This is a genomic window from Micromonospora sp. NPDC005553 (genome assembly GCF_042871765.1).
GTDB lineage: Bacteria > Actinomycetota > Actinomycetes > Mycobacteriales > Micromonosporaceae > Micromonospora.
In genome coordinates this window covers 38382-60712 of record NZ_JBIAJD010000014.1, presented here as the reverse complement: position 1 = coordinate 60712, position 22331 = coordinate 38382, and the positions used below count along the sequence as shown (strand labels likewise).

Annotated in this window: 17 protein-coding genes; 11 read left to right on the top strand and 6 right to left on the bottom strand. The window is 71.6% G+C overall.

Annotated elements, in window-relative coordinates:
• Positions 1–246 precede the first annotated feature (246 nt).
• From ACFYPG_RS32620 to ispG, 4 genes are read left to right on the top strand one after another with little or no spacing between them, the layout of a single operon-like run.
• Complete coding sequence (locus ACFYPG_RS32620) at positions 247–882, top strand: Uma2 family endonuclease (RefSeq protein ID WP_387355050.1); 636 nt, start codon at positions 247–249, stop codon at positions 880–882.
• A 43-nt stretch (positions 883–925) separates the two neighbouring features.
• The gene (gene dxr / locus ACFYPG_RS32615; protein ID WP_355005209.1) at positions 926–2137 is read left to right on the top strand and encodes a 1-deoxy-D-xylulose-5-phosphate reductoisomerase; all 1212 of its coding nucleotides are present in this window, start codon (positions 926–928) and stop codon (positions 2135–2137) included.
• Positions 2137–3387, top strand: a complete 1251-nt coding sequence (locus ACFYPG_RS32610; RefSeq protein ID WP_387355048.1) for a M50 family metallopeptidase — start codon at positions 2137–2139, stop codon at positions 3385–3387. Before dxr ends, ACFYPG_RS32610 begins: the two co-directional genes overlap by 1 nt.
• Before the next feature lie 9 nt (positions 3388–3396).
• Positions 3397–4569, top strand: coding sequence for a flavodoxin-dependent (E)-4-hydroxy-3-methylbut-2-enyl-diphosphate synthase (ispG, locus tag ACFYPG_RS32605; protein WP_355005207.1), 1173 nt, complete (start codon positions 3397–3399; stop codon positions 4567–4569).
• Positions 4570–4735: 166 nt separating this feature from the next.
• On the opposite strand, the gene ACFYPG_RS32600 is transcribed toward ispG, so the two are convergent.
• Complete coding sequence (locus ACFYPG_RS32600; RefSeq protein WP_355005206.1) at positions 4736–5329, bottom strand: PadR family transcriptional regulator; 594 nt, start codon at positions 5327–5329, stop codon at positions 4736–4738.
• A 112-nt stretch (positions 5330–5441) separates the two neighbouring features.
• Between ACFYPG_RS32600 and ACFYPG_RS32595 the strand changes: the two genes are divergently transcribed.
• Complete coding sequence (locus ACFYPG_RS32595; protein ID WP_355005205.1) at positions 5442–6695, top strand: MFS transporter; 1254 nt, start codon at positions 5442–5444, stop codon at positions 6693–6695.
• A gap of 5 nt (positions 6696–6700) precedes the next feature.
• Positions 6701–7540, top strand: a complete 840-nt coding sequence (locus ACFYPG_RS32590) for a GNAT family N-acetyltransferase (protein WP_355005204.1) — start codon at positions 6701–6703, stop codon at positions 7538–7540.
• A 284-nt stretch (positions 7541–7824) separates the two neighbouring features.
• Here the strand turns inward: ACFYPG_RS32590 and ACFYPG_RS32585 are convergent, their stop codons facing one another.
• Complete coding sequence (locus ACFYPG_RS32585) at positions 7825–8388, bottom strand: hypothetical protein (protein ID WP_387355045.1); 564 nt, start codon at positions 8386–8388, stop codon at positions 7825–7827.
• Positions 8389–9212: 824 nt separating this feature from the next.
• Between ACFYPG_RS32585 and ACFYPG_RS32580 the strand changes: the two genes are divergently transcribed.
• The gene (locus ACFYPG_RS32580; protein WP_387355043.1) at positions 9213–12815 is read left to right on the top strand and encodes an ATP-binding cassette domain-containing protein; all 3603 of its coding nucleotides are present in this window, start codon (positions 9213–9215) and stop codon (positions 12813–12815) included.
• A gap of 50 nt (positions 12816–12865) precedes the next feature.
• On the opposite strand, the gene ACFYPG_RS32575 is transcribed toward ACFYPG_RS32580, so the two are convergent.
• The 4 genes from ACFYPG_RS32575 to ACFYPG_RS32560 all read right to left on the bottom strand — a co-directional run bounded on the left by ACFYPG_RS32575 (position 12866) and on the right by ACFYPG_RS32560 (position 17102).
• A complete protein-coding gene (locus tag ACFYPG_RS32575; protein ID WP_387355041.1) occupies positions 12866–13930 on the bottom strand; it encodes an NADH:flavin oxidoreductase/NADH oxidase in 1065 nt (354 codons plus the stop codon).
• Between the two features lie 69 nt (positions 13931–13999).
• The gene (locus ACFYPG_RS32570) at positions 14000–15292 is read right to left on the bottom strand and encodes a dicarboxylate/amino acid:cation symporter (protein WP_387355052.1); all 1293 of its coding nucleotides are present in this window, start codon (positions 15290–15292) and stop codon (positions 14000–14002) included.
• 168 nt (positions 15293–15460) lie between these two features.
• Entirely contained in the window at positions 15461–16144 is a 684-nt protein-coding gene (locus ACFYPG_RS32565; RefSeq protein ID WP_387355039.1) for a DUF998 domain-containing protein, read from the bottom strand.
• Positions 16137–17102: a glutathione S-transferase family protein gene (locus tag ACFYPG_RS32560; protein WP_387355037.1), complete on the bottom strand. Its 966-nt coding sequence runs from the start codon at positions 17100–17102 to the stop codon at positions 16137–16139. Before ACFYPG_RS32560 ends, ACFYPG_RS32565 begins: the two co-directional genes overlap by 8 nt.
• A gap of 106 nt (positions 17103–17208) precedes the next feature.
• On the opposite strand from ACFYPG_RS32560, the gene pcaF reads away from it, so the two are divergent.
• The 4 genes from pcaF (at position 17209) to ACFYPG_RS32540 (ending at position 22168) form a co-directional block, all read left to right on the top strand.
• Positions 17209–18414: a 3-oxoadipyl-CoA thiolase gene (pcaF, locus tag ACFYPG_RS32555; protein ID WP_387355035.1), complete on the top strand. Its 1206-nt coding sequence runs from the start codon at positions 17209–17211 to the stop codon at positions 18412–18414.
• A gap of 110 nt (positions 18415–18524) precedes the next feature.
• Positions 18525–19337: an SAM-dependent methyltransferase gene (locus ACFYPG_RS32550; RefSeq protein ID WP_355009589.1), complete on the top strand. Its 813-nt coding sequence runs from the start codon at positions 18525–18527 to the stop codon at positions 19335–19337.
• Between the two features lie 4 nt (positions 19338–19341).
• A complete protein-coding gene (locus ACFYPG_RS32545; protein WP_387355033.1) occupies positions 19342–21558 on the top strand; it encodes a putative bifunctional diguanylate cyclase/phosphodiesterase in 2217 nt (738 codons plus the stop codon).
• A 109-nt stretch (positions 21559–21667) separates the two neighbouring features.
• On the top strand, positions 21668–22168 hold the full coding sequence (locus ACFYPG_RS32540) for a DUF456 domain-containing protein (RefSeq protein WP_355009587.1): 501 nt from the start codon (positions 21668–21670) through the stop codon (positions 22166–22168).
• Positions 22169–22331 lie beyond the last annotated feature (163 nt).

Below are 22331 nucleotides of genomic sequence, written 5' to 3'. Positions count from 1 at the left end.
TGCCAGGCACCATCCACCGGCAGACCCAAGATCCCTACCAACTGACACATGTATCGGGACTTCACCACTGACAGATGTCATGGGACTGAATAGTTCGGCCATGACGGAAACTGTCCAAGATCTGCACGCGCCTCGCTGCGGTGCAGTCATTTCGGGCTGACGGACCCTGTGTGCGATGACGCGCTTCTGGGGCCGCGGTGGCTAGGCTGACCTGAGCAGAATGTCCCGCTGAGGGGGTGAGCCCGGATGGCCCAGGCAGCGTTCGCGCCGGAGCCGACGCCGCAGCACACCGAGCCGTCGTTCGACACGTTGAGCCGCTACAGGTCTGCCTGGACAGCCAGAGCCGCGCTCGACCTCTTACCCGAGAACAACGGTCCACGCGTAGAGGTGCTGCGCGGATGTGTCGTGGTCACGCCGTCGCCCGACTTCGATCGGCGGACCGTTCTGCGGGAACTCGGCTACCTGCTGAGGCAGGCCGTTCGCCGGGTAGATTTGTGGCTCTATCACGAGGTGAACGTCGTGTCGGGCGACGATCTTTTCATTCCAGACATCGCCGTGTTGAAGGTCCCCGGCGGCGGGCGGACGACGATGGACGTTGCCCACGCGGTGCTGCTCGGAGAGATCGTTTCGTTGGGTGACCGACGTAAGGGCGTGATCGACCGGCCCCGCGAGTACGCCGCCGTCGGGGTGCCGTTCTTTCTCCGGGTGGACCTGCGTAACCGGGTGCCGACCATTGCCCTGTTCGAGCTGTCCGACGGGGAGTACCGGCCGTTGGCCGCCGCTGCGGCGGGGAGCACCTTCGCGATGCGGGAGCCGTTCGAGTTCTCCATCGACCCGGCCGAGTTGCTGGACGAGGAGGAGCCGGCGGAGGGGGAGGGCTGAGGCTCCCAGCGGGCGTGCAGCGGCGGTGGGGAAGAATGGCCGGGTGACTACCCCCCGCGACCTTGTTCTGCTCGGGTCCACCGGCTCGATCGGCACCCAGGCCATCGACATCGTCCGGCGCAACCCGGACCGGTTCCGGGTGGTCGCCGTGGGTGCGGGCGGCGGCAACGTCGAGCTGCTCGCCGCGCAGGCCCTCGAACTGGGCGTCGAGGCGGTCGGGGTGGCGAAGGCGTCCGCCGCGCAGGATCTGCAACTCGCTTTCTACGCGGAGGCGAGCCGGCGCGGGTGGGCCACCGGTGACTTCAAGCTTCCCAAGATCGTGGCCGGGCCGGACGCCATGACCGAGCTGGCCCAGTGGCAGTGCGACATCGTGCTCAACGGGGTGGTCGGCTCGCTGGGCCTCGCTCCTACGCTGGCCGCGCTGCGCGGTGGTCGTACCCTCGCGCTTGCCAACAAGGAGTCGCTCGTGGCCGGCGGCCCGCTGGTCAAGGCCGCGGTGACGCGGCCGGGGCAGATCGTGCCGGTCGACTCGGAGCACTCGGCGCTGGCCCAGTGCCTGCGCTCCGGGACGCGGGGTGAGGTGCGGCGGCTGATCGTCACGGCCAGCGGCGGTCCGTTCCGGGGTCGGCGGCGTGACGAGTTGACGCAGGTCACACCCGAGCAGGCCCTCGCGCACCCGACCTGGAACATGGGGCCGGTCGTCACGATCAACTCGGCGAGCATGGTCAACAAGGCGCTTGAGGTGATCGAGGCGCACGAGCTGTTCGACGTGCCCTACTCCGACATCACCGTGATGGTGCACCCGCAGTCGGTGATCCACTCGATGGTCGAGTTCGTCGACGGGTCGACGATCGCCCAGGCGAGCCCGCCGGACATGCGGCTGCCGATCGCGCTGGGCATCGGCTGGCCCGACCGGGTCCCCGAGGCGGCCACCGCCGTCGACTGGACGGCCGCGCACACCTGGGAGTTCGCGCCGCTCGACGACGAGGCGTTCCCGGCCGTCGCCCTGGCCAAGGCCGCCGGGGAGGCCGGGCGCTGCCGGCCGGCGATCTACAACGCGGCGAACGAGGAGTGCGTGGCCGCGTTCGTGGCGGGCCGGCTGCCGTTCCTCGGCATCGTCGACACCCTCGAACGGGTGTTGGAGGAGGCTCCGGACTTCGACGAACCAGGTACCGTCGAGGACGTGCTCGCGGCTGAGTCGTGGGCGCGCGCGCATGCGCAGGAGATCATCGCGGGTTCGGTGGAAGGAGCTTGATGTCGTACCTGCTCGGGGTGGTCCTCTTCGCCCTGGCCATTCTCATCTCGGTGAGCCTGCACGAGGCGGGTCACCTGCTGACCGCCAAGGCGTTCGGGATGAAGGTCACGAAGTACTTCGTCGGTTTCGGGCCCACCATCTGGTCGTTCCGGCGAGGTGAGACGGAGTACGGCCTCAAGGGCATCCCCCTCGGCGGCTTCTGCAAGATCGTCGGGATGACGCCGCAGGACGACGATGTCGAGCCGGGCGACGAGTCCCGGGTGATGTGGCGTTACCCGGTCTGGAAGCGGACGATCGTGATGGCCGCCGGGTCGATCACCCACTTCGCGCTCGCCCTGGTCACCATCTGGATCCTGGCCGTCTCCGCCGGCCTGCCCAACCCCGACTTCCCGACCACCGACGCGCAGGCCCGACAGGAGCCCGCCGTCATTCAGCTCAGCCAGTGCGTGGTCCCGGAGAACGCGGTGCGCGCCTGCACCTCCGCCGACGCGGCCAGCCCGGCCGCCCAGGCGCAGTTGAAGAACGGGGACCGGATCACCTCGATCAACGGCACCCCGGTCAACTCCTACGGCGACCTGCTCACCACGCTGCGCGGGCTCAAGCCGGGCGACACCGCGCAGATCGCGTACGTCCGCGACGGGCAGCCGGCCACCACCAGTACCGTGCTCGCGCAGACGCAGCGTCCGCCGCTGGACAACCCGACCGGTGCCGCCGCCCCGGTGGCCGCCCTCGGCGTCGGGCTCGTCCCCAGCACGCCCACCCGCGTGACGTACGGACCGGTCGGGGCCTTCGGCGCCACCGCCGACTTCACCGGTCAACTGGCCGTCGGCACCGTCCAGGCACTCCAGCGCCTCCCGCAGAAGGTCCCCGCCCTGTGGACCGCCCTCACCGGCGGCGAGCGCGACATCGACACCCCGATCAGCGTGGTCGGTGCCAGCCGGCTCGGCGGCGAGGCGGTGGAGAACAACGCCTGGCTGGTCTTCTTCATGCTCTTCGTGTCGCTGAACTTCTTCATCGGCGTGTTCAACCTGCTGCCGCTGCTCCCGGTGGACGGCGGCCACATCGCCATCGCCTGGTTCGAACGGGCCCGCTCCTGGATCTACGCGCGGATCGGCCGGACCGACCCCGGCCGGGTGGACTACCTCAAGCTGATGCCCTTCACGTACGCGGTGATCCTGATCGGTGGCGCGTTCACGCTGCTGACCATCGCCGCGGACGTCGTCAACCCCATCACGCTCTTCTCAAGGTGAGTGCCTGAAGTGACAGCTATCAGTCTCGGTATGCCCGCCGTGCCGCCTCCGCCGCTCGCTCCCCGCCGGGCCAGCCGCCAGATCATGGTCGGTTCGGTCCCGGTCGGCGGCGGTGCTCCGGTGTCCGTGCAGTCGATGACAACGACCCTCACCTCCGACATCAACGCGACCCTCCAGCAGATCGCCGAGCTGACCGCGTCCGGCTGCCAGATCGTCCGGGTGGCCGTGCCGTCCCAGGACGACGTCGAGGCGCTGCCCGCGATCGCCAAGAAGTCGCAGATCCCGGTGATCGCCGACATCCACTTCCAGCCCAAGTACGTCTTCGCCGCGATCGACGCCGGCTGCGCGGCGGTCCGGGTCAACCCCGGCAACATCCGGCAGTTCGACGACAAGGTCAAGGAGATCGCCCGTGCCGCGGGGGCGGCGGGGGTGCCGATCCGGATTGGCGTCAACGCCGGGTCCCTGGACAAGCGGCTGCTGAGCAAGTACGGCAAGGCAACCGCTGAGGCGCTCGTCGAGTCGGCACTGTGGGAGTGCTCGCTGTTCGAGGAGCACGGCTTCCGGGACATCAAGATCTCGGTCAAGCACAACGACCCGGTCGTGATGATCCGGGCGTACCGGCAGCTCGCCGAGCAGTGCGACTACCCGCTGCACCTCGGCGTCACCGAGGCCGGGCCGGCGTTCCAGGGCACCATCAAGTCGGCGGTCGCCTTCGGAGCGCTGCTGGCCGAGGGGATCGGCGACACGATCAGGGTGTCGCTGTCCGCCCCGCCGGTGGAGGAGATCAAGGTCGGCAACCAGATCCTGGAGTCCCTCGGTCTGCGCGAGCGGGGCCTGGAGATCGTCTCGTGCCCGTCCTGCGGGCGGGCCCAGGTGGATGTCTACAAGCTCGCCGAGGAGGTCACCGCCGGCCTGGAAGGGCTGCCGGTGCCACTGCGGGTCGCCGTCATGGGCTGCGTGGTGAACGGTCCGGGTGAGGCCCGGGAAGCCGACCTCGGCGTCGCCTCCGGCAACGGCAAGGGCCAGATCTTCGTCAAGGGGCAGGTCGTCAAGACGGTGCCCGAGGCCCAGATCGTCGAGACCCTCATCGAGGAAGCGCTGCGGCTCGCCGACGAGATGGGCGCCGAGCTTCCCGAGGAGCTGCGAGGGCTGGTCACCGGCCCGACCGTCACCGTGCACTGATTTTCCAGGTGGAAACAGCGGCCGTTCCCCGTGCGGGGAACGGCCGCTGTGCGTTTGTGCTGATCGTGCGCTTGTGCGCCGTGGTGCTCGTAGCCGCGGTGCTGTAGCCGGGCGCCTTGGTGCTCGTGCGCTGCGGTGCGGGCTGGCGCTGTGGTGCGGCCTGGCGTCACTCGGATTCGGCGAGGATCGCGTACAGCTTGCGCCGGGTCTCGTCGAGCACCTGGGCGGCCCGCTCACGCTGGTCGTCGGTGCCGTTCATCATCACCTGGCGCAGCGCGTTCATCGCCTGCGTGCCGGAGTCGCGGATGTCGTGCCAGCTGCTCACCGTGCCCTGGGCGACGTCCGCCCACGGCGGGGTCTGCGCGGCTTCGGTCGCCTCGGCCTGACCGGCCTCGGTGACGGTGAACCGCTTCCGCCCACCACCGGAATCCTCGGTGCTGGCGACGATCACGCCCTCGTCCTCCAGGAGCTGGAGGGTGGGGTAGATCGAGCCGGGGCTTGGCCGCCACGCACCGCCGGTGCGGGAGTCGATCTCCTGGATCATCTCGTAGCCGTGCATTGGCCGCTCGGTGAGCAGGGCCAACACGGAGGCTCGGACGTTGGGTCGTCGGCCCCGACCCCGACCACGGCCCCGGCCGCCCCAGGGGCCGCCGTGTCCGTGCTCGTGGCCATGGCCGTGCGGACCGGGCGGGACCGGTGGGAAGCCGAACCCCCGCATCCGGGCCTCGTGCATCGGGTGGTGCTGTCGGTGGAACCTCATGGGGCTCTTCCTTCCGTAGGACTATCGCTGATGCATCAACGATATATCGGCAATGCATCGTCGACAACCCCCATCCAACAAACCGTACGTACGTCTTGTTAGGGTGTCGGTCATGCGCCTGCTTCCCCCGCCGGGTCCGGCCCGGGTCCTCACCCTCGGCACTCTGGTCAAGACCGTGGGGCGGGGCCTCTGGCTCGTCGCCAGCGCGCTCTTCCTCACCCGGTCGGTCGGCCTGTCGGCCACCCAGGTCGGCATCGGGCTGACCATCTCGGCCCTGGTCGGTGTGTTGGCCAGCGCCCCGAGCGGCTACCTGGCCGACCGCGTCGGTCCGCGCGGCGTGCAGGTCGGCGCGCTGTTCGTCGCCGGCACCCTGACCGTCGGCCTGATCGCCGTCCGGTCGTTCCCCACGTTCGTACTGGTGGGAGCCGCCACCGCGCTTGCCGACGCGGTCGAGCGGGGTGCCCGCGGCGCGTTGATCGCCGGAGCGATCCCTGCCGACCAGCGGGTCCGCACCCGCGCCTACCTGCGAGCCACCACCAACGTCGGGATCTCCGTCGGCGCCGTCCTCGGCGGCTTCGCCATCGCCGCCGACACCCGGACCGGGTACGTCGCGCTGATCCTGGCCTCGGCGGCGACATCCCTGGCGGCAGCGGTGGTCTTCCTTCGACTACCCGCCGTCGCCCCGGTCGCCGCCCCGACGCACGGTCCTCGGCTGGTCGCTCTACGGGACCGCCCGTTCCTCGCCTTCACCCTGGTCGACGGGCTGATGTCGATGCACTTCAGCCTGCTCACCATCGCCCTGCCGCTGTGGATCGCCGGCCACACCCGGGCCCCGGCCTGGATGATCTCCGCGTTGACACTGGTCAACACCGTGGTGGTGGTGCTCCTTCAGGTACGCGCCGCGGGCACCGCCGCCACACTGCCCGGAGCCGCCCGCGCCGCTCGTCGAGCGGGCGTGGCCATCGCCCTGGCCTGCGTACTCTTCGCCGCCAGCGGCGCGCTGCCCACCGCCGGGGCGGTGGGCCTGCTCGGCCTCGGGGCGCTCGCGCACGTCACCGGAGAACTGTGGCACTCCGCCGCCGGCTGGGCGATCTCCTTCGGGCTGGCACCGGCGGATGCCCAGGGGCAGTACCAGGGGGCGTACGGCATGGGCTATGAACTGGGCAAGATGCTCGCACCGGTGGTGGTGACCACCCTGGCCCTCGGCTGGGGCGTACCCGGCTGGCTCGTACTCGGTGCCCTGTTCCTCCTGCTCGGAGCCCTGGTGCCCCCGGTCGTCCGGTGGGCCGGGCGGACCCGGCCTCGGGTAACCGGTGCCGGCCTTGTCACTCGACCGGCGAAGCGGGGGGCTGATCTGGCAGGCTGATAGCCGTGCTGACGGTGCCGGTACGCCAACTGGGGGAATCGGAGCGCCGCGCGGTCGAGCGACTGCTCGACCATGACCCGTTCGCGGGCGCGCAGGTCGCCGAGCGCATCGCCGCGCGCGGACTCTCGTGGTGGCGGGCCGAGGGCAGAATCCTGGGGTACGGAGCCCGCCGCAACCTCGAATCACTCTGCTGGCTCGGCGGCAATCTCACGCCGGTGCTGGCCAGCGACGCCGCGGTGGCTGCCTTCGCCGACCTGCTCGCGGGCGAGGAGCGGCTCTGCTCCTCCATCGTCGGCCGGGCCGATGCCGTCCTCGGGCTGTGGGGCCGCCTCTCCGACACGTGGGGGCCAGCGCGAGACGTTCGCCCCAATCAGCCACTGCTGGTCACCGACACACTGCCACCCGTACCGGCCGATCCGGAGGTACGCCAGGTTCGCTCCGGCGAGGTCGACCGGCTCTTCCCGGCGGCGGTGGCCATGTACACCGAAGAGGTCGGCGTCTCCCCGCTGGCCGAGGACGGCGGACGCAGCTACCGCCGACGGGTCAACGACCTGGTCCGGACCGGTCGCGCGTACGCCCGCATCGTCGACGGCAAGGTCGTGTTCAAGGCCGAGTTGGCAGTGGTCACCAAACGGACGGCGCAGATCCAGGGCGTCTGGGTGGCACCGGAGTGGCGAGGCCGGGGGATCGCCACCGCCGCCATGGCAGCCGTGGTCCGCGACGCGCTGCTGCGGGTCGCCCCCACCGTCAGCCTGTACGTGAACGACTTCAACCTCCCGGCCCGCCGCGTCTACGAGCGCTGTGGCTTCCAGCCGATCGGCACCCTGGCCACCGTCCTCTTCTGACCCGCTGCGGGTGAGCGTGGTGATGCATCCTCGTAGATCTTGGACACTTTCCGTTCTCGCGGCGAAACGGAAACTGTCCAAGATCTGCTGAGAGCCACCGACACCATCCCGCTCTATCGACGCGCATCCGCTTCCGGGCTCGCCCGACACCCACGGGCAATGACCAACGCGTGTGGCTGCCACAGGGAACGGAAGCGCCGCTGGCCGGCACCCGAGGTTGCGGGTGCCGGCCAGCGGTCGGTGTCCTGGTGCCGTGGTGGTTGCCGTGCTGTGGTGGTGCGGGGTCAGCTGTTCCAGTGCTGGGTGACGAGGTCGGTGGCCTGCTGCTCCCACTGGGCGTAGGCGTCCGGGTAGGCCGAGACCTGCACGGTCTGCGCGGCGTCGGTCAGGGGCATGTCCTGCCATCCGTCGACCTGCTTGAGGCCCTTGAGGAACGCGGTGGTGGAGTACTCGGGGTTGGTGATCTGCTCGGGTGTGCCCCAACCGCTGGTCGGGCGCTGCTGGAACAGGCCCAGCGAGTCGTGGTCATTCATGTCGCCCAGGTGGCCCAGGTTCTCCAGCTTCGACTCCTGCAGGCTCGTCGCGATCGAGATGACCGCGGCCCGCTCCGGCAGACCGGCCTTCTTCGTGGCGGCGATGATCGCCTTGACGTTGGCGGTCTGCTCGTCGTTGAGGCTGATGTGGGACTGGTCGCCCTGCGGCTTCGGCGCGGATTGGACGGCCACCGCGGCGGGCTTGGCGTCCACGGCCGGGCTGGCGGCGTGGGCGGCGATCGGGCCGGCGAAGACACCACCGGCGAACGCGAGACCAGCAACAGACAGCATGCTCTTACGCATGATCGTGTTCATGAGGGGTAGCTCCTTCGGGGGTAGAACACCCACACCGTCAGAGGGGGAACGGCGGTGAGGGTGTGAGCACCTCGTCCGGCGCTGCACTTACAAAGGGGAAAAAGTCTGAGGGGTGACGCCTGGTCGGGCGTCGGAGTCGGCGGCCTGCCGAGCGGGGGGCTCGTGGCGCCGGGACCCTGTGTAACGACCGGGGGGCCGGGGTCATTCCGGGGTCGGCACCCTCATCGCGGCGGTGCCAGCGGTCGTGGGGGTTGTAACGACCGGGGGGCCGAGGTCATTCCGGAATGGCCCACCTGCCGGCACCCTGTCTAAGCGGTGCCCGTCGGTCGTCCGTGGGGACTGCAACGACCGGGGGAGGTTCTCATTCCGACCTGCGCGACCAACCTTGGAAGGTCGGGCGGCGGGCCGTGGTACTGCCATCGTCAGGGTATGTAACGACCCCGCCCCGGCCATGATTCCTGCCCACGAGTGCCCCCGGCCACACCCCAGACGGCCCAGAAACCGACAAAAACTCCATTGGGCGCGTGGGCTCAGGGCAGCAAAATCACCCCTCACCCGCGTGATCCACTCGCGTACGTGGAAGTCGCGCTGTCCCGGCCGCCCGGACACCGCGACATCACAGAACCCGAGTCGATCTAGACCTCTGACGCCGTGCGCCGACCGGCTAGAAGTTCTCAAATCGGTCAAACGCCCACGGAGCGGCCCTGTCCTGGTCATTGGCGGAACTGACGGAAGCCCAGCTCAGGGGCGGGTAAATCGGTTGAGATGACGGGGTGCTGCCGGCAGGCTGAGGTCTCCGCCACCCACGTCCCGGAGGACTTTCCATGCGCCTGCTCCGTGATCTGTGGGGTACGTCGACCCGTCGTGTGACGATCGTGGCCGTCCTGATCGTGCTGGGTGCCGCGGGGCAGGCGGGCGCGTCTGCGCTGGCCGGCGCGGTGTTGGTGCACCGTTCGGCTGGTTTCTTCGCCGTGCTGGCCGTGGCCCTTGTCGCTGTGGTCCTCAGCGACCTCGCGGTGAGTCTGCTGATGGCCGGTCTGACCGCCGACTGGTCCGCCGACGTGCGTCGCCGGCTGTGCCGCGTCGCTCTCGGGCAGGATCTGCCCACCCTGGAGACCACTCCGGTCGGCGAGTTGCTGGACCGCATCGACGGGGACGTCTATCAGGTGGCGTCGGCAATTCGTAACCAGGGCACCCGTCTCGCCCAGGGCCTCTGCGTCGGTCTGTTGTCGATGGTCGTTGCGCTGTTCGTGTGGTGGCCGGCGGGGATCGCGATGCTGCTGCTCACCGTGGCGCTCGCGGTTGGTCTGCGCCGGCCCACGGCGCGGATCGGCCCGGCCCGGATGGCCGAGGAGGAGGCGTGGTCCGACCTGGCGGCCGTGATGGAGGAGGCGGTGCACGGCCAGGACGACGTACGCACCAGTCTGGCGCGGCCGTACGTGCTGCGGTTGTACGCCCGGCGGGCCTCCGCCGTGCTCTCCCGTGGCCTGGTGGTCTGGGTGCTGTCCGCCCGGGTGGCGACGGTGGCCACCGCGACGATCCGGGCGGGCATCGGCGCGGTGGTGCTCGGCGGTGCCTGGGCGTTGGCCACCGGCCGGATCGACGCCGCCCGGCTCACCGCCATCTGGCTGCTCGCCCTGGCCTTCGGGGCGACAGCGGAACACGTCAGCCGGATGGTGCCGGAGATCCAGGAGGCGCTCGGCGCGTGGGCGCGGGTGCAGTTGCTCTCCAAGGCCCGGCAGGAACCGGTCGGCGGGGCCAGCCCGAGCGAGGGCGACCTGCGCATTCGGGACCTGACGTTCGGGTACGGGGAGAGTGCCCGGGGTGCCGCGCTGCGCGGGCTCAGCCTCACCTTCGCGCGCGGTCGCTCGTACGCGCTGATCGGGCGGACCGGCTCGGGCAAGTCGACGCTGGCGAAGGTGCTCACCCGGGCGGTCGACGTGCCGCCGGGCACTGTCTTCCTCGGCGGCACAGACCTGTGTGACCTCGACGTCGAGCAGTTGCGCCGCTGGGTGGCGTTGGTGCCGCAGCGCACCGAGATCCTGGCCGGCACGCTCGCCGAGAACGTGGCGCTCTTCGACGGGGAGTTGCTCGACGCGGCGGCTCGGGCGCTGGACGAGCTGGGCCTGGCGAGTTGGATCGCCGAGCTTCCGGACGGGTTGGCGACCCGGCTGGGGGAGGGCGGGCACGTGCTCTCCGCGGGTCAGGAGCAGTTGGTGGCGTTCGCTCGGATCCTGGTCCGGGAGCCGCACGTGGTGATCCTCGACGAGGCCACCGCGCGGCTGGACCCGGTCACCGAGGCGCGGGTGCAGCGGGCCACCGAACGACTGCTGCGCGACCGGATCGGCATCGTCATCGCGCACCGACTCTCCTCGGTGCGCCGCTGTGACGAGGTGGTCGTCCTGGCCGACGGCGCGGTGGTCGAGGCCGGTCCGTTGGAGACGTCGACGCGCTTCGCGGAACTGTTGGCGACCAGCCATGCCGCCGCGTACGCGACTGTGGCGCCGGCCGGTCGTACCGGCGTCGGCACCGACCTGCTGGTCGGCCCCGGCTCGGACGCGTGGCCGAGCGAGCCGGCGTCGGCGCGGGGCGAGCCGGCCGCGGCGAATGAGCAGGGCGTCGCCTGGCCGATCGAGCCGGCGTCGACGCGGGCCGAGCCGGATGAGCAGGCCACACGGGAGACACCCCCCGACAGCACGCGGGACGCGGTCGGGCCGACCCGGGCCGATCCTCCGCCGCTGCCGCCGGTGCCGCCGGCCCGGACGCTGCGGGAGATCTTCCGACTCTGCACGAACGATCCTCGGTACGGGGCGGCGGCGATCGTGCTGTTCCTCGGGCTCAGCCTGCTCGGGCTGGACGGCCCGGTGCTGCCCTGGCTCTGGGCGGATCTGGTCGACGGGACCGGCAACCCGTACCTGCCGGCGGTGGGGATCGTCGCCGGGTTGCTGGTCACCCTGCCGCTGCCGTTCTACACCCACGTCTGGTTCCCGCAGTGGTGGGTGCGGCAGATGCTGCGGATCGGCCTTCGGCTGGTGCACGGCCAGACCGGGCCGCGCCGGGTCAGCTCACACACCCCCGCCGAGGTGGTGGCGCAGGGTGGGGACACCGAGCGGGTGGTCCAACTCGCCGACAACGTGTTGGACCAGACCGTCGCGCTGGTGCTCGTGGTCGCCATGACGGCGGTCACCGGCAGCGTCGTACCCGGGCTGTTCTTCCTCGGGACGATGGTCGTCTCCGGGCTGGCCGCGACGTTGTTCGGGCCGAAGCTGGAGCGTGCGGCCCGGGCGACGGTGGCGGCGCGGGCCTCCTTCGCCACGGCGCTGGTCTCCGCGCTCTCCGCGGCGCGGACGGTGAAGCTCGCCGGCGCGACCACTGCGGTGCTGCGTCACCTGGCCGGCCTGGACGTGCTCCGTAGCGACCGGCAGCGGCGGGAGATCTCGGTGCAGGTGTGGGCACGCTCCACACCGTCGATGGCCAGTGGGTTGTTGCCGATCGGGGCCTGGGCGCTCTACCTGAACGGTTCGCTCTCCGCCGGGGCGGTGCTGGTGGCCGTCTCCACCCTGGGCGCGGCCCGCTGGTTCGCCTGGACGACGGCGTCGTTGATCTCGCAGCTGCCCTCGGCGCGGGTCTGGACCCGACGCACCGTGGCGATGACCGGGGTGAGCACGTACTCCGCGGGGGTGCCGGAGGTCGACCTGACCGCTGGGACGGCGCCCGCGCCGACCATGCCACCCCGGCATCCGCTGCGCCGGCTGGAGCTGCGTGGCTTCGGGGTGGTGCACTCCGACGGCACGGTGGCCGTCCGGGACGTGGACCTCACCGTGCAGCGGGGGCAGTTGGTGCTGGTCGTCGGGCCGGTCGGGTCGGGTAAGTCCTCGTTGCTGCGCGGGCTGGCCGGGATCGTGCACCACACCGGTGAGCTGGCCTGGAACGGTGACCCGGTCACCGAGCCGGAGCTGTTCCTGCGCCCCAACCAGGTCGGCTACGTCGGTCAGTTGCCCCGGGTGCTCTCCGGCACGGTGGTCGACAACATCGCGCTCGGGCACCAGGTGGACGCGGCGGGGGCGGTCAGCACCGCCCAGCTCGACCATGACCTGGCCGCCGCCGGTGGTGGGTTGGGCCTGCTCATCGGGCACAAGGGCACCCGGCTGTCCGGCGGGCAGTTGCAGCGGTTGGCGCTGGCCCGTGCGCTGGCACCGCGTACCGAACTGCTTGTCGCCGACGACGTGTCGTCGGCGCTGGACGTCACCACCGAGCTGGCGTTGTGGCAGGCGTTGCGCGGCCACGGGGTGACGGTCGTCGGCTCGACGGCGAAGCGCGCCGCGTTGGTCCGGGCCGACCACGTGGTGGTGCTGATCGGCGGCACGGTGGCCGCCCAGGGCACCTGGCAGGACCTGGAGGGCGACTGGTCACACCTGGCGGGTTGAGTGCCGACGGTCGGGCGGCTGCTGGGTGAGCAGCCGCCCGACCGGCAGGATCAGGCGCGGGCGTACTGGGCGGGGCCGGAGTACGCGACGCCGAGCTTCGCGGCCGCCCGGCGCGGCCAGTACGGGTCGCGCAGCAACTCCCGACCCAGCAGCACCAGATCGGCCTCGCCGCTGGCGACGATCTGCTCGGCGTGCTCGGGCTCCACGATCAGGCCCACGGCGCCGGTCGGCACGCCGGCCTCGCGGCGGATCTGGGCGGCCAGCGGCACCTGGTAACCCGGGCCGAGCGGAATGCGCTGGTCCGTGCTCACCCCACCGGAGGACGCGTCGACCAGGTCGACGCCGACGCCGGCCAGCTCACCGGCGAGCACCACGCTGTCCTCGATAGTCCAGCCGCCCTCGACCCAGTCGGTGGCGGAGATCCGGGTCAGCACCGGCACGTCCTCGCCGACAGCGGCGCGCACCGCGCGGGCCACCTCCAGGGTGAGCCGCATCCGGGCCGCGCGGTCGCCGCCATACGCGTCGGTGCGGCGGTTGGTCAGCGGCGAGAGGAACTCGTTGAGCAGGTAGCCGTGAGCGGCGTGGATCTCCACGGCGGCGAAGCCGGCGTCCAGGGCGCGTACGGCTCCGGCCGTGAACGCGTCGACCACACCGGCGATGCCGGCCTCGTCGAGGCTGGTCGGCGTCCGGTAGTCGGCGGTGAACGGCTCCGAGCCGGGGGCGACGGGCGTCCAGCCGCCCTCGGAGTCCGGCACGCCACCGCGCTCGGGCGCCCAGGGCCGGTAGGTGGAGGCCTTGAAGCCGGCGTGCGCGAGCTGCACGGCCGGCACCGCGCCATGGGCGGCGACGAACGCGGTCACCGGTCGCCAGGCGTCGACGTGCGCATCGGACCAGAGGCCGGTGTCCTGTGGGCTGATCCGGCCCTCGGGGAGTACGGCGGTCGCCTCGGTCAGCACCAGGCCGGCCCCGCCGACCGCGCGGCTGCCGAGGTGGATCAGGTGCCAGTCGGTGGGCAGACCGTCGGGGCCGGCGGAGTACTGGCACATCGGTGCCATGGCGATCCGATTGGGCAGTGTGACCCCGCGCAGGGCCAGGGGAGTGAACAGGGAACTCATCGGGTCATCCTCTCCGACACGGCGACGGGCCCCCGGGGAGAGGGGCCCGTCGCCGTAGGGGTTGATCGGTCAGGCAGGAACGGGGGTGAGCTCGGGCCGGGTGTCGGCGACCGGCTCCGGGTCGGTCAGGTCACGCCGGCCGGCGGACTCGTACGCGGCGCGGTCGAGAGTGCCCTCGCGGGCGGCGACCACTGTCGGCACCAGCGCCTGCCCCGCGACGTTGGTGGCGGTGCGGATCATGTCCAGGATCGGGTCGATGGCCAGCAGCAGACCGGCGCCGGCCAGCGGCAGGCCCAGCGTGCTGAGGGTCAGGGTGAGCATCACGATCGCGCCGGTCAGGCCGGCGGTGGCCGCCGAGCCGACCACCGAGACGAAGGCGATCAGCAGGTAGTCGCCGATGCCGAGCTGCACGCCGAACACCTGAGCCACGAAGATCGCGGCGAGGGCCGGGTAGATGGCGGCGCAACCGTCCATCTTCGTGGTCGCGCCGAAGGGCACCGCGAACGAGGCGTACTCGCGGGGGACGCCGAGGCGCTCGACGGAGCGCTGGGTCACCGGCATGGTGCCGACCGAGGAGCGGGACACGAAGGCCAGCTCGATCGCCGGCCACGCGCCGGCGAAGAAGCGCAGCGGGTTGAGGCGGCCGGCGAGGATCAGCACCAGCGGGTAGACCACGAACAGCACGATGGCGCAGCCGACGTAGACGGCGGTGGTGAACTTCGCGAGGGGAGCCAGCAGGTCCCAGCCGTACGAGGCGACGGCGTTGCCGATCAGGCCGAGGGTGCCGATCGGGGCGAGCCGGATGACCCACCAGAGCGCCTTCTGGACGATCTCCAGCAGGGAGCGGTTCAGCGCCACGAACGGTTCGGCGGGCTCGCCGACCAGCAGCGCCGCGGCGCCGATGACGACGGCGAGGAAGACGATCTGGAGGACGTTGCCCTCGACGAACGCGCCGACCGGGTTGGTGGGCACGATGCCGGTGAGGAAGTCGGTCCACGAGCCGGTGTTCTTCGGCGGGGCCGCGCCACCCAGGTCGAGGGTCACGCCCCTGCCCGGGTTGGTGAGCAGGCCGAGGCCGATGCCGATGCTCACCGCGATCAGCGCGGTGATGCCGAACCACATGAGGGTCTTGACGGCGAGCCGGGCGGCGTTGGCGACGCCACGCAGGCTGACCACGCTGACCACGATGGCGGTGAAGACCAGCGGCGGCACGGCCAGCTTGAGCAGTTGGACGAAGAGGCTACCGACGGTGTGCAGGGTGCTGGTCAACCAGCTCAGGTCGTTGCTGCGGGCAAGGAAGCCCAGCGCGACGCCGAGCACGAGGCCGAGCAGGATCTGCACGGAGAAGGGAATTTTGCGCAGGCTGAAGGGCATGAGGATGTATCCAATTGTCCGGTCCGATCGGGGCAGGCGTGGGAACGCGGCTAGCCCGGACAGATGCCACTGGCCTGCAGTCGGAGATCGACATACAGGCGGACAGTGAGGCCCCAGAGATTGGTCATCGCTGGCCGACGATACGCCGATTCCCGCTCATCGGAAGGACCGGACGGCGTGAGGCTCCTTACAGAGGGCCAGCGCGGTGGCGGTGCCCAGGCCCCACAGCACCGCCAGGGCGAGGATCAGCCGTTCCAGCACCCCCACCACCGGGCCTCGACCGATCACGAGCATCGCCAGCCCCACCGTGGCACAGAGCGGCAGGGCCAGCACGGCGGCGACGCCGGCCAGCCGACGCACCGTCCGGCCCGCCGGCACGGAGACGGCCAGCGCGATCATGGCGAAGACCACAGCGGCGGTCGCCGCGATGCTCGCGCCGCCGTGCACCAGGTCCGCCGTCGTCGCGCGCTCGAACGGCGGCAACGGGCAGCCGCCGGAGCAGGTCACCGCCCCCGACACGGCGGTGAACACGGCCCCGGTGGCGAGCAGGGCCGGGGCCGCCGCCCACACCCCGGGAGGCAGCGCCGCACCGATCAGCAGCAACGCGCCGGCAAGGGCCAGGATCCCGATCCGGTACGTCGCGGCGTGGGCGCTGCCGGCAATGCCCGCCTCGCTGACGTACCCGGTGAGCCCTGGACCGGGACCGGCGACCACGGCGAGCGTCACCGCCACCGCACCGGCCAGGGTGCAGCCGGCCGCCGCGGACCCGGCGACCCGGCGGGCGACCTCGCCGCGGGCGCTCGGCAGGGTCGGGGCGGCCGGCCGACCCGGCTCAGCCACGCCCGTGCGGCGTGCTCCAGCCGGACTCGTCCGGCCCGAGTGGCACGATGCCGCTGGGATTGATCTCCCGATGCGTGCCGTAGTAGTGCCGCTTGATGTGGTCGAAGTCCACCGTCTCACCGAAACCCGGCGTCTGGAACAGGTCCCGGGCGTACGCCCAGAGCACCGGCATCTCGGTCAGCTTGTCGCGGTTGCACTTGAAGTGCCCGTGGTACGCGGCGTCGAAGCGCACCAGCGTGGTGAACAGCCGCACGTCCGCCTCGGTGATCGCGTCGCCCATCAGGTAGCGCTGCCCAGCCAGCCGCTCGGAGAGCGCGTCCAGCCGGGCGAAGAGCGCCCGGAACGCCTCGTCGTACGCCTGCTGGGAGGTGGCGAACCCGCACCGGTAGACCCCGTTGTTCACATCGGTGTGGATCTCGGCCATCAGCGCGTCCATCTCGGGGCGCAGTGCGACCGGGTAGAGATCCGGGGCGTCGGGCGCGTGCAGCCGCCGCCACTCGGTGGAGAAGTCGAGGGTGAGCTGCGGGTAGTCGTTGGTGACCACCCGGCCGGTCACTGTGTCGACGAGTGCCGGCACTGTCACCCGGCCGGTGTAGTCCGGGTCGGTGGCCAGGTACGCCTCGGAGAGGAAGCTCACGCCGAGCACCGGGTCGAAGCCGTCCGGGTCGAGGGCGAACGCCCAGCCCTGCTCGTCCCGGATCGGGTCGACGGTGCCCAACGAGATCGCGTCGTCCAGCCCGAGCAGGCCACGCACGATCCTCGCCCGGTGCGCCCACGGGCAGGCCCGGCACCAGATCAGCCGGTAACGGCCGGCCTCCAACGGCCAGCGGTCCTGCTCGTCCGGGCCGCCGCCGGGTGGCGAGCTGGAGTCGGCGGTGACCCGACCGGTGAACCGGTTCGGCTGGCGGACGAACGCGCCGCCGCCACTGGTCTCTGCGCTGAACTGGGCCCGGGCCATGCCGTCAACCTATCCGCTGCCGGCGTGGATATCCTGGCGGCCGGCAGCCCTCGTGACCCGGTGGGCGTGCCCCACCCCCGCCGTCTGCACCCCCTAAGGACTCGCGATGACCGTGGCATACCTGGTGGCCGGTGTCCGCACCCCGATCGGTCGGTACGCGGGCGCGCTGGCCGGCGTCCGCCCCGACGACCTGGCCGCGCACGTGATCCGGGAACTGGTCGCCCGCCACCCGTCGGTGGACTGGGCGCGGGTCGATGACGTCGTGCTCGGCTGCGCCAACCAGGCCGGCGAGGACAACCGCAACGTGGCCCGGATGGCGGCGCTGCTGGCCGGCCTGCCCGAGGAGGTGCCGGGCAGCACCGTCAACAGGCTCTGCGGTTCGGGCCTGGACGCGCTCGCCACCGCCGCCCGGTCCATCGTCGCCGGGGACGCGGAGCTGGTGATCGCCGGCGGGGTGGAGAGCATGAGCCGGGCGCCGTTCGTCATGCCGAAGGCGACGTCGGCGTACTCCCGCTCGGCCGAGGTGTACGACACCACCCTCGGCTGGCGGTTGGTGAACCCGCTGATGCGTGACGGGTGGGGGGTCGACTCGATGCCGGAGACGGCGGAGAACGTGGCCGCCGAGTACGGCGTCAGCCGGGCCGAGCAGGACGCCTTCGCGTACCGCTCGCAGCAGCGTGCGGCCAGGGCGCAGGCGGACGGCCGGTTCGCCGAGGAGATCGTGTCGGTGTCGGTGCCGGCGGGTCGTCGGGAGACCAGGCTGGTCGAGGTCGACGAGCACCCCCGGGAGACCTCGCTGGACAAGCTGGCCGCGCTGCCCACCCCGTTCCGCGACGGCGGCACGGTGACCGCCGGCAACTCCTCGGGCGTCAACGACGGCGCTGTCGCCCTGCTGGTGGCCAGCGAGGCGGCGGTCGCCCGGTACGGCCTGACCCCGCTGGCCCGGATCGTCGGCGCGGCGGCGGCTGGTGTGCCGCCCCGGATCATGGGGATCGGCCCGGTGCCGGCCACCCGCAAGCTGCTCGAACGCGTCGGCGTCGAGGTGGGCGCTGTGGACGTGCTGGAGTTGAACGAGGCGTTCGCCGCGCAGTCCGTGGCGGTGTTGCGCGAGCTGGGGTTGCCCGTGGACGCCGAGCACGTCAACCCGAACGGTGGTGCCATCGCGCTGGGGCACCCGCTCGGCGCCAGCGGCGCGCGGCTGGCGCTGACCGCCGCCCTGGAGCTGCGCCGTCGCGGCGGACGCCGGGCTCTGGCCACCATGTGCATCGGCGTTGGTCAAGGCATCTCGCTGTTGTTGGAGTCAGCCGCCTAGAGTGGTCCACACCACACGACCCGCGGGTCGACCGGTGGCCACGCGTGCCCGCTGCGCGCCCCGACGCCGGTGCCGTCCCGCGCTGCGGCGATGAACTGGGGAGCACGCAGATGCCGGACGGACTGCCGACCGAGATCGATCTGACCAGGCCGAGCGCGGCCCGGGTGTACGACTACTTTCTGGGTGGAGCGCACAACTTCGAGATCGACAGGCAGTTGGCGGAGCAGATCGCCAGCATGACCCCGAATCTCGCCGCCACCATGCGCTCCGGTCGGGAGTTCCTGCGCCGGGCCGTCCGGGTGCTGCTCGACGCCGGCATCGACCAGTTCCTCGACATCGGCTCCGGAATTCCCACCGTGGGCAACGTGCACGAGGTGGCGCAGGGGGTGAACCCCAAGGCCCGCGTGGTGTACGTCGACATCGACCCGGTGGCGGTCGCGCACAGCCGGGAGCTGCTGGCTGGCAACGACCTGACCGGGGTCATCCACGCCGACCTGCGTGAGCCGGAGCGGATCCTCGCCGAGACCCGACAGCTCGGGCTGATCGACTTCAGTCGTCCGATGGGCATCCTGCTGGCCGGGGTGGTGCACTTCATCCCGGACGCCGACCGGCCCGAGGCGATCCTCGCCACCCTGCGGGCCGCCGCCGCGCCGGGCAGTTTCCTGGTCGTCTCCCACTCCACCTTCGAGGACCAACCGCAGGAGATGCTGGACGCCCAGCGCCTCTCCGCCCGCACCGCCACCGAGATCACCCTGCGCTCCCGTGCTCAGGTCACCGGCTTCTTCGGCGACTGGACCGTCCTGGAACCGGGTGTGGTGCACATGCCGCTCTGGCGCCCGGACTCACCGTCCGACGTGGACGAGCACCCGGAGCGGTTCGGCGCCTTCGGGGGCGTCGCCCGGTACGACCAGCCCGCCGGCTGATCTCGTGGCTGCCGTCCCGGACCCCGCCGGGGCCGATGCCGGCCGGGACCCCGGCGGGGTCGATGCCGACCGGGACCCCGGCGGGGTCGATGCCGGCCGGGCGGACGCCCAGGGGTTCGCCGCCGACTGGGCCCGCGCGGTGCGTCGGCTCGGTTTCGTGCCGCTCAGCGTGGCCGAGACCGAGCGGCTGCTGCTGGCGCACACGATCCGGCTGGCCCAGGCGGTACGGTCGGAGCCGTTCAGCGCTGAAGCGGCCGAGGAGGTCGGGCGGGCCCTGGTGGAGGCGCACCTCACCGAGCCGCAGGCCCTGGAGTGGACGCTGCACGCGTTTGGCGCGACCTTCGGGCACCGGGTGCTGTGCGACGGTGACCCGCCGGCCGACCTCGCCGACCGGATCGCAGCGGTGCAGGGCGGACTGGCCGCCGGGTTCGCCCGTGCGCTGCGCGACCGCACCTTCAGCCAGCAGGAGCGGATCGCCAGGTCGGCCTGGCAGGCGCGCGACGAGGTCGAGCAGGCGCTGCGCGAGAGCGAGGCACGGTTCCGGGCGGTGTTCACCGGCGCCGCGATCGGGATCGGGATCGCCGGCGTGGACGGTCGGATCATCGACGTCAACCAGGCGTTCGCCGACATGCTCGGCTACTCGATCGAGGAGCTGCGCGAGACCAACGTGACAGGGCTGGTCCACGCCGACGACGCGGCCGGATTGTGGGAGCTCTACCAGGAGATGATCGAGGGGAAGCACGACGCGGCCCGGGTGGAGAAGCGTTACTACCGCAAGGACGGCACGACGGTCTGGACGGATCTGGCCGTCTCGCTGATCCGACACGAGGGTCGGCCCCGATTCACCGTCGCGATGATCGAGGACATCACCGAGCGGTACGAACTCCAGCAGCGGCTGCGCTTCCAGGCGCTGCACGACCCGCTGACCGGGCTGCCCAACCGGACGCTGTTCTTCGAGACGTTGGGACGGGTGCTCGACACCGCGGACGCCGGGCAGCGCGTCGGGGTGTGCTTCCTCGACCTGGACGGCTTCAAGGCGATCAACGACAGTCTCGGCCACGACCTCGGTGACCGGCTGCTCGTGATGATCGGCCGACGGCTGGCCGCCTGCGTGGCCGACCACGGCCACCTGGTCGCCCGGATGGGGGGCGACGAGTTCGTGATCCTCGTCGACGGGGGCGACGACACCGACGACCCGGTCTCCGTGGCGGAAGCGGCGCTGGCCGCCGTCGCGGCCCCGGTCCACGTCGGTGAGCACCAGTTGGCCGTCTCGGCCAGTGTGGGCATCGTCCAGTGCCCGGCCTCGGAGACCAGCGCGTCCGAGCTGATGAAGGCCGCGGACACCACGCTCTACTGGGCCAAGGCGGCGGGCCGGGGCCGGTGGGCGGTCTACGACCCCGAGCGCGGCGCGCGGGACATCGCCCGTGCGGCGTTGGTCGCCGGGCTGCCCGCCGCGCTGGAGCGGGGCGAGTTCGTGCTGCACTACCAGCCGATCGTGTCGCTGCTGGAGGGCACCATGCTCGCGGTGGAGGCGCTGGTCCGTTGGGAGCATCCGGAGTTGGGCCTGATCGGGCCGGACCGGTTCATCGGCCTGGCCGAGGAGACCGGCCTGATCGTCCGGCTCGGCGAGTGGGTGCTGCGGCGGGCCTGCGAGGACGCCGAACGGTGGTGGCGGGAGTTCCCCGACGCCAGGCTGGTGGTCAGCGTCAACCTGGCCGCCCGGCAGGCCGACGAACCGGCCATCGTGGACACCGTCGCCGATGCCCTGCAGACCAGCGGGTTGCCCGCGGAGCTGCTCCAACTGGAGCTGACCGAGAGCGCCGTGATGGGCAGTGCCGGCGAACCCCTGCGCAGCCTGCACCGGCTCGCCGCGCTCGGTGTCCGGCTGGCCGTCGACGACTTCGGCACCGGGTACTCCAACCTGGCGTACCTGCGCCGGTTGCCGATCCACTGCCTCAAGCTCGCCGGTCCGTTCGTGGAGGGCATCCGCGCGGACGGGACCGACGTGGCGGCCGACCACCGCGACGAACGGATCGTCGACGCGTTGGTCCGGTTGGCGCACGCCCTGGAGCTGTGGGTCACGGCCGAGGCGGTGGAGACCGGCGTGCAGGCGGAACGGCTGCGGGCGCTGCGCTGCGACACCGGGCAGGGCCGATTCTTCGGTGCGCCAGCACCGGCCGACGTGATCACCGCCCGGCTGCGCGGCGGAGCGTCGTCGTGAGCGAGCGCAGCGAGCGAACCAGCAAGCTCAGCAGCGTGGCGCGAAGCGACGGCACGCAGCGCAGAGGGGGATCGTTCCGGTCCGGAGGGTGGCGACGGAGGATGGCGGCGTGGACCTGACGGACTCGCAGACGGCGGTGACGGTGGTGGCCGGGCTGGCCATCCTGGCCGGGTTGGCCGGCGTGGTGGTGCCGGGCCTGCCGGCGCTGCCGCTGTGCTGGGGTGGCGTGCTGCTCTGGGCGATCTTCGGCGGCGCGGGCCTGGTCGGCTGGGCGGTGTTCGCCGCCGCCACGCTGGTCGCCGGGGGTGGCGCGGTGATCAAGTACGCGTGGCCGGGCCGGAACCTGAAGCGCACCGGTGTGCCGACGTCCACGCTGCTCGCCGGTGGGGTGCTCGGCATCATCGGGTTCTTCGTGGTGCCGGTCGTCGGCCTGGTGCTCGGCTTCGTCGCCGGGGTGTGGGCGGCCGAACGGCTCCGGCTGGGCAGTAATCAGCTCGCCTGGCCCTCCACCGTGCAGGCACTGAAGGCCGCTGGCCTGTCGATGCTGGTGGAGTTCCTGGCCGGCCTCCTGGTCGCGGCCCTCTGGGTAGCCGGCCTCCTCCTGACCTGACCTGACCCAGCCTGAGCCCCGCGATCTTGCACTTACTGCGCTGACATCCGGCGCATCACGCTGATATCGGCAACTGAAACTGCAAGATCGGCGCGGTGCAGGGGGTGTGACGCGCGGCGAGGGGGAGTGGGGCGCGGGGCACTTTTCGGGTACGGCGGAATGG